The sequence below is a fragment of the Deltaproteobacteria bacterium PRO3 genome (assembly GCA_030263375.1).
GTDB lineage: Bacteria > UBA10199 > UBA10199 > DSSB01 > DSSB01 > DSSB01.
Genome location: SZOV01000040.1, coordinates 19,787 through 27,351 on the forward strand (window position 1 = coordinate 19,787; position 7,565 = coordinate 27,351).

The 7,565-nt window shown below is 63.2% G+C and carries 9 protein-coding genes; 6 read left to right on the forward strand and 3 right to left on the reverse strand.

Annotation, left to right across the window (positions count from 1 at the left end):
• The first annotated feature begins 5 nt into the window (after positions 1-5).
• Entirely contained in the window at positions 6-788 is a 783-nt protein-coding gene (locus FBR05_07940) for a 4-hydroxy-tetrahydrodipicolinate reductase (GenBank protein MDL1872125.1), read from the forward strand.
• On the forward strand, positions 785-1,543 hold the full coding sequence (locus FBR05_07945; GenBank protein MDL1872126.1) for a fumarylacetoacetate hydrolase family protein: 759 nt from the start codon (positions 785-787) through the stop codon (positions 1,541-1,543). Before FBR05_07940 ends, FBR05_07945 begins: the two co-directional genes overlap by 4 nt.
• A gap of 6 nt (positions 1,544-1,549) precedes the next feature.
• Here FBR05_07945 and FBR05_07950 read toward each other — a convergent pair whose 3' ends face one another.
• The 3 genes from FBR05_07950 to FBR05_07960 all read right to left on the reverse strand — a co-directional run bounded on the left by FBR05_07950 (position 1,550) and on the right by FBR05_07960 (position 4,583).
• Positions 1,550-2,413, reverse strand: coding sequence for an alpha/beta hydrolase (locus FBR05_07950; GenBank protein MDL1872127.1), 864 nt, complete (start codon positions 2,411-2,413; stop codon positions 1,550-1,552).
• A 106-nt stretch (positions 2,414-2,519) separates the two neighbouring features.
• A complete protein-coding gene (locus tag FBR05_07955) occupies positions 2,520-3,335 on the reverse strand; it encodes a histidine phosphatase family protein (protein ID MDL1872128.1) in 816 nt (271 codons plus the stop codon).
• A gap of 12 nt (positions 3,336-3,347) precedes the next feature.
• A complete protein-coding gene (locus FBR05_07960) occupies positions 3,348-4,583 on the reverse strand; it encodes an LL-diaminopimelate aminotransferase (GenBank protein ID MDL1872129.1) in 1,236 nt (411 codons plus the stop codon).
• A gap of 204 nt (positions 4,584-4,787) precedes the next feature.
• Here FBR05_07960 and folK point away from each other — a divergent pair, with 204 nt between their 5' ends.
• From folK to FBR05_07980, 4 genes are read left to right on the forward strand one after another with little or no spacing between them, the layout of a single operon-like run.
• Positions 4,788-5,345: a 2-amino-4-hydroxy-6-hydroxymethyldihydropteridine diphosphokinase gene (gene folK / locus FBR05_07965; GenBank protein ID MDL1872130.1), complete on the forward strand. Its 558-nt coding sequence runs from the start codon at positions 4,788-4,790 to the stop codon at positions 5,343-5,345.
• 4 nt (positions 5,346-5,349) lie between these two features.
• On the forward strand, positions 5,350-5,631 hold the full coding sequence (locus tag FBR05_07970; GenBank protein MDL1872131.1) for a hypothetical protein: 282 nt from the start codon (positions 5,350-5,352) through the stop codon (positions 5,629-5,631).
• Positions 5,628-6,272 carry a fructose-6-phosphate aldolase gene (gene fsa, locus FBR05_07975; GenBank protein MDL1872132.1) on the forward strand — a complete coding sequence of 215 codons (645 nt, stop codon included), beginning with the start codon at positions 5,628-5,630 and terminating at the stop codon, positions 6,270-6,272. Before FBR05_07970 ends, fsa begins: the two co-directional genes overlap by 4 nt.
• Positions 6,269-6,892, forward strand: coding sequence for a hypothetical protein (locus FBR05_07980; protein MDL1872133.1), 624 nt, complete (start codon positions 6,269-6,271; stop codon positions 6,890-6,892). Before fsa ends, FBR05_07980 begins: the two co-directional genes overlap by 4 nt.
• Positions 6,893-7,565 lie beyond the last annotated feature (673 nt).

Sequence of the window (7,565 nt, forward strand, 5' to 3'; positions counted from 1 at the left end):
GGAGCATGACTCGAATCATCGTCACGGGCGTCGCGGGCCGCATGGGCAGCCGCATCGCCGACATCGTCCGGCAAAGCGGCGGGCTCACCCTTGCGGGCGCCACCGAATCGCCGGGCTCCTTCGCCGTCGGCACCCTCCTGCCCGAGGGCCACCAGGTGGTCGACGACCTGGCCAAGAACATCGAGCACGCCGACGTCGTCATCGACTTCACCTCGCCCAAGGCCACCCTGCGCCACGCCGAGATCTGCGCGCAGCACGACAAGGCCCTGGTCGTGGGCACTACGGGCTTCGGTCCCGAAGAGCGCGAGAAGCTATTGCCGCTCTTGAAAAAGATTCCTTCCGTCTTCTCCTCCAACATGAGCATCGGGATGAACGTCATGTTCAAGACCGCCGCCCGGATGGCGACCCTGCTCGGCGAGGACTACGACATCGAGATCTTCGAGGCCCACCACCGTCATAAGAAAGACGCCCCCAGCGGCACGGCCCTGACGCTGGCCGAGGAGATCGCCGCCGCCGTCGGCCGCGATCTGGGCAAGGTCGCGCGCTACGAGCGGCACGGCCAGATCGGCGCCCGCCCCCCGCGCGAGATCGGCATCCAGACGCTGCGCGGCGGGGACATCGTGGGCGACCATACGGTTTATTTCGCCGGCGAGGGCGAGCGCCTCGAGATCACCCACCGCGCGACCAGCCGCGACAACTTCGCCCGCGGCGCGGTCTTGGCGGCGAAATGGGTCGCCGCCAAATCGCCCGGGGTCTACACGATGTTCGACGTATTGGGGTTGGAATGAAGCTGATCCGATTCGAGCGCGACGAGAAAGTCTCCTTCGGCATCCTCGAAGGCGAGAGGGTCCAGGCCCTGCGCGGCCCTCCGACCGAGGCCCTGCACCTCGAGGAGACCCTGACGCTGAGCGAGATCCGCCTGCTGGCGCCGATCCTGCCCAGCAAAATCGTTGCGGTGGGGCTCAATTACCGGGCCCATGCCAAAGAGCTCAACCTCAAGCCCTCCGACGAGCCACTGCTCTTCCTCAAGCCGCCCAGCGCCCTGAACGGCCCGGGTTCCCCCATTCTCCTGCCCGAGATGTCCCAGCGGGTGGACTACGAGGGCGAGCTGGCGATCGTCGTCGGCCAGCGCGCGAAAAACTTGAGCGAGGCCGAGGCCCCCAAGGCGATCCTGGGCTACTCCTGCTTCAACGACATCACCGCCCGCGACCTGCAGTTCAAGGACGTGCAGTTCACCCGCGCCAAGGCCTTCGACACCTTCGCCTGCCTGGGCCCCTGGATCGAGACCGAGCTGAATCCCTCCGACCTGAAGATCGAGACCAAGGTCAACGGCCAGGTGCGGCAGAGCTCCCGCACCTCCGACATGATCTTTTCGGTGCCGCGGGTCGTCTCGTTCATCTCGCAGGTCATGACCCTCGAGCCCGGCGACGTCATCATCACCGGCACGCCCGCGGGCGTTGGGCCGCTGGAAAACGGCGACACGGTCGAGGTGACGATCGAGGGCATCGGCACCTTGAGCAATCCCGTCATCCACGTGGAATAGCGCCGCTTACTTCAGAAATTTCGAAACGATCTCGGCCAGGACCTCGGGCCTATGGTGGTGGACCATGTGCCCGCAGTCCGGGATCTGCGCGGTCTCGGTTCCGGAGGGAAAACGCGCCTCCCGCTCCCGGACCGCGGCCCAGAAATCCGCGCCTCCGAAGCGGACCGCCATCTCGGTCTTTTCGGCCGAGACCAGCAGGCAGCGCGCCCGGATTTGGCCCCAGAAGGCGTAATGCGCCTCGAGCGGCAGCCAATAGGGCTCGAGCAGCTTGTGCTTGGGGTCGGCGGCCATCGTGAAGCCGCGCGCGGTACGCTTGGAGAGGTGTTTCGACAGGAAAAGCGCGCGTTCCTCGGTGAGGTGCGGATTGGCCTGACGCAGGCGTTCGGCGAAGGCCTTCAAGCTGGGAAAGGTTCGGAACCGCTTTTTCCCCAAGCCCTCGATCCAGTCCCGCACCCGGCCCGGCGCGACCTGCGGGGGACGCTCGGGGACCAGGTAGCCCTCGACGTTGAGGAGTTGCGCCACGCGCTCCGGGAAGGAGCCCGCGTAAACCGAAGCGACCATGCCGCCCAGGGAATGGCCCAAAAGGCGGATCGGCTCTTTCGGGCTCAGCTTCGCGAACAGGGCGTGAGCGTCGGCGACGTATTCGTGGAAGAAATAGCCGAGGGGATTGCGCGCGTGGCCGCTCTTGCCGTAGCCGCGCATGTCGGGGGCGATGCAATGGAAACGGTCTTGCAGGCGCTCGGCCAGGAATTGAAAGCCCGCGCCGGTGTCGAGCCAGCCGTGCAGGAGGAAGAGCTTGGGGCGTTTGGGGGAACCCCAGCTGTAGAGGCGTTGCCGGATGCCGTGAATCGTCAAGTCTTTAGATCGCATAATCTGTAGGGGCGAACCTCGTGTTCGCCCCCGCGGAGCCTGCCATGAGGACGGCGTTGGCGCACCGAAGAAATCCCTGCAGAATGGGCGAACACAAGGTGCGCCCCTACTTCGCCGCCTGGGCCGGCGAGGCCGTCAGCGTAAATTCCCGGATCTCCGCCGTCTTGATCGGGACCACCGACTCCTTGTTGCAGTGCTCGGCGGGGCTCTGCTTCTGAAAGGCGGTCTGGAGGATCTTCAAGGTGTCCCCGTGGGCCACCAGGACGAACATCTTTCCGCCCGCGGCCTGGGACTGCCTCTCCAAGTCGGCGATCACGCGGCTGGCGCGAGCCTGGACGTCGGCGGCGCTCTCCACGCCCCACTTGGTGTGCTTGGGGTTCTTGCGGTCCTGCTCCCAGACCTGCTGGTAGATCTTGCCGCTATTCCCCTGGCCCTCGAACTTGCCGAACTCGCGCTCGCGCAGGTCGTTCTCGACGACGATGATCCCGTCCAGGCCGGATTTGCGGTACTTTTTGGGCAGCTTGCCCTTGAAATTCGCCTCGAGGACGTCGACGAAGATCTCGGCGCTCTCCTTGGTGCGGCTGTAGGGCGAGGTCACGACCACCAACTTGTCCTGCTGAATATAACCGGCGATCTTCTTCTTGTTGACCTTGATCCACTCGGTGGTGCTGGTGATGACCTCTTCGCGACCCTTGGGGGTCAAGCCGTTCTTGGGGTCGGTGCCGGTCTCCATCGTGGCGCAGACGCGGTGCTGGGAGCTGGGGACGCTCTCGCCGTGGCGCAGGGCGTAGTAAACCCCCGTCAGCTCGCTCGCTGAGGCGAGGGCGTTGGTGTCGACGGCCGTTTGGCCGGATTTTCCGAGCGCCGGAGAACTGACCAGCAGCCCGAAGAAGAGCAGCAAATAGCCGAAGCGCGTTTTCATGGTTGGACCTCTTTACTTTTTGAGTTTGGTTTGAATCCGGACGATCGCCTCCTGGATCTTCTCGCGCAATCCGAAGGCGCTCAGCCGGAAGTAGCCCTCGCCGGAGGGGCCGAAGCCCGCCCCGGGCGTGCCCACCACGTGGGCCTCGCCGAGCAACTTGTCGAAAAATTCCCAGGATCCCATCCCGCCGGGGGTCTTCAGCCAGAGGTAGGGCGCATTGACGCCGCCGTAGACCTGCAACCCCGCCGCCGTCAGGCCCTCGCGGATCAGGGCCGCGTTGGTCAGGTAGTATTCGATCTGGCCGCGGATCTGCCGTTTTCCCTCGGGGGAGTAACAGGCCTCGGCGCCGCGCTGCACCGGGTAGGAGACGCCGTTGAACTTGGTCGTATGGCGGCGGTTCCACAGCGGGTTGACCGCGACGGCGTTTCCTTCGGCGTCGCGGCAACGCAGTTTTTCGGGAACGACGGTATAAGCGCAGCGCGTGCCGGTAAAGCCGGCCGTCTTGGAGAAGCTGCGAAATTCGATCGCCACTTCCTCGGCCCCAGGGATCTCATAGATGGAATGGGGAATGGCCGGGTCGGTGATGAAGGCCTCGTAGGCCGCGTCGAAGAGGATCACCGCCTCGCGCTCGCGGGCGAAGTCGACCCACTTTTTCAGCTGCTCGCGGTTCAGGACGGCCCCGGTGGGGTTGTTGGGCGAGCATAGATAGATCAGGTCGACCCGCGCCTCGGGCAGGTCCGGGGCGAAGCCGTTTTCGGCCGTCGCCGGCATGTAGACGATGCCATCGTAATGTCCGGACTCGCGGAAGGCCCCGCTGCGCCCCGCCATCACGTTGGTGTCGACATAGACCGGATAGACCGGATCGGTGACGGCGATGACGTTCTGCGTGGAAAATATCTCCTGGATGTTGCCCGTGTCGCACTTCGAACCGTCGGAGACGAAAATCTCGCTCGCCCGAAGCGAGACGCCCCGCGACCTGAAGTCGTGCTCGAGGATGGCGTCGATCAAAAAGCCGTAGCCCTGCTCGGGCCCGTAGCCGCGAAAGCCCTCGGCGGTGCCGAGCTCGCGCACCGCCCGCTCCATGGCCTCGATCACCGCGGGGACGAGGGGCAGGACGACGTCGCCGATCCCCAGGCGGATGATGTCGGCCTTGGGGTTGGCCGTTTGGAAGGCCTTCACGCGGCGGCCGATCTCGGGAAAGAGGTAGCCGGCCTTCAGTTTCAGGTAGTGATCGTTGATGCGGGTCATGATGAATAGGGGCTAATGCGAGGCCGGCCCTGGATCAAGTGAATTTTCTGCGCTGCGTTTCGAGGCTGCGTCGCGTCAATTCACCCCGGCACGAAGGCGCCTTCCAGCGCGGTTTGGGCCTGATTTTGCATGCGACCGGCCATTTCAAATTTCCCGCGCTGGCGCATTGACTAAAACCGAGCAACCCCATAATCTCGAAGCAGGATGACCAAACACTGCGCCTACATCGGAATCGGCAGCAATCTCGGCGATCGCCTCAAGAACGTCAGCGAGGCGATCCGCCTGCTGGAGGACCATCCCCTCGTGAAGGTCAACCGGCTCTCGCACTTCTACGAGACCGAGCCCCTCACCTTGGGCGGCGAGAAGCAGGGCTGGTACCTCAACTGCGTGCTCAAGCTCCAGACCTCACTGAATGCGGTCCGCCTCTTCCATCTCCTGCAAGAGGTCGAGGGCCTCTTGGGCCGCGTCCGCGGCGCGAAGTGGGCCCCGCGCGTCATCGACTTGGACCTGCTCTTCTTCGACGACGAGATCATCCGCACCAAGACGCTGATCGTCCCCCACCCGCAGCTGCACCTGCGCCGCTTCGTCCTCGAGCCGCTGGCGGAGGTCGCGCCCAATTTCGTGCATCCCATCAAGGGCCTCGCCGTGAAGGCCTTGTTGAAAAAGCTGGGCGACAACAAGAAGGTCGTCCCCCTCTATAAATTCTTCCTGAGCCAGTCTTCCGACGGGGTGCTCAAGACCCCCATCCACGAGCGGCTGTGATCCGATGCTTCGTTTCGTCCTCCTCGTCATCGTCGTCTACCTCACGCTTCGCCTGTTGCGGCGGATCCTGCTGCGGCCGCGCGATCCCGGAAAATTCCGGCCCCGCCAGGCCCCGCCCCGGCCGGGTCCCGCCCCTTCCGGTCCGCCGAAGGTCATCGACGAAATGAAGCCCTGCCCCGCCTGCGGAACCTTCAATCCCACGCGCCTGGCCTACGAAAAGAAGGGTCTTTACTTTTGCGAAAAGCGATGCCATGAGGCCTATATTCGTGGGGAGAAGCAGGCATGAAAATCTTCATCGACACCGCCGACGTGCAAGAGATCCGCGAGGCCAACGACATGGGGATCCTCGACGGCGTCACCACCAATCCCTCCTTGGTCGCGAAGAGCGGCCGTAAGTTCCGCGATGTCCTGGAAGAGATAGTCAAGATCGTCGACGGGCCGATCAGCGCCGAGGTGGTCAGCGTGGACCGCGAGGGCATGATGAAAGAGGCCCGCGAGTATGCTAAGATCCACTCCAACATCACGATCAAGCTGCCGATGACGGTCGAGGGGCTGAAGGCCCTCAAGATCTGCGTCGAAGAAAACATCAAGACCAACGTGACCCTGGTGTTCAACGCCAACCAGGCCTTGTTGGTCGGCAAGGTCGGAGCCACCTTCGTCAGCCCCTTCATCGGGCGCCTCGACGACATCTCGCAGATCGGCATGGACTTGATCCGGCAGATCCGCACGATTTACGACAACTACGGCATCAAGACCCAGATCCTCGCCGCCTCCATCCGCAACCCAATCCACTTCCTCGAGGCGGCCTTGATCGGCGCCGACGTCGCGACGGTGCCGATGGGCGTCATCAAGCAGCTGACCCAGCATCCCCTGACCGATCTCGGTCTGGAGCGTTTCCTCAAAGATTGGGAGAAGGTCCCCAAATGACCTCGATCTCGTCCGGCGCCGCCACCGAAACCCAAAACCTCGGCCACAGCGCCCCTCCGTCCTTCACGCCTCCCCCGCAGGGCTTTCAGCAGCCCCAAAAAAAGGGCGGCTGCTGCGGCTGCGGGTGCTTCAGCGGCTGTCTGGTCGTCTTGCTGCTGATCGTCGGGTTGGGGGTCGGTTTTTGGTATCTCGTCTTCCACAACGCCCGCTACGTCCAGCACGCCGACACCGTGATCGTCTGGACTTACCGCAACGTCGCCCGGCCCAAGATCGTCGACACCTTCTCCACCGGGATGAGCGACGCCGAACGGCAGCAATTCCTGGCGTTGACCGACGGGGCCGTCGAGAAATACCTGGCCCTGACGCCGGAGGACAAACAGGCCATCCTCGGCGAAGCGACGACGGCACTGTGGTATCTCTGGACACAGCAGATGCTCCCGCCCGACCAGATCCCGCACCTCAAGAAGTTCGCCGAGGAGCTGCAGCGCGGCTGGGAGACGACCCCGCGGCAAATCCAACGTCGAGAACGCAACCGGCCTCCCGTCCAACCCTGGCCGACCCAGGAGGCGCCTCGGCCCAGCATCCCGGAGCCTAAAGAGTCCCCTCGCTTGCTAAACTAAGGCATTGTCTTTGGATTGCCGCCGCCCTTGGAAGAGTTCTTGCGCGTCTCTACCTTTTTCTTTTGCCACCTCCGGTTGGAGGGAGGGGAGTGGGATCCCCCCTGAAAGCTTAGGCTCCAGTCGGGCTACTCGCGAAAAAAAAGCCGGTTCGCAGGAAAAGTTAGGGTCTTCCTCCGTCAGCCCCTAACTTTTCTGCTCTCTCGGCTTTTTTTCCGCTCCTACGCCCTCCTTCCCGCCTAGAGGCTTTCAGGGGGGATCCCACTCCCCTCCCTCCAACCTCCGAGTTCCTAAGAAAAGGGAAAGGGAAAAGATTCCAGCCCTCCACCTCCGAGTAGTGAGAAAATCGAAAAAGGAAGGCCCTTTATCTAATGGGGGCTTTTCAAAGCTCTCCGCATCTCACTAAACGGCCAGGAAGACAGACATTCATGGATCGACGGTTTCAAATCGATAGCCATCCGATCTTTGGAACCACCGTATATCCCAGATAAGCAATCAGACGACTTTTAATAAGGCGTGTTCAAAACTTCCCCTCTTCCTCCCTGCAAGAGCCCCTAGCCCGGGGCGATATGTCCCCAAGCGGGACCCTCTGAAAAGCCGATCACCTTAAGGCCTATATAATATCGGCTTTTCGGCGGAGGCCTGGCCCCCGGCCTGAGATACCGTCTTGCTAGTC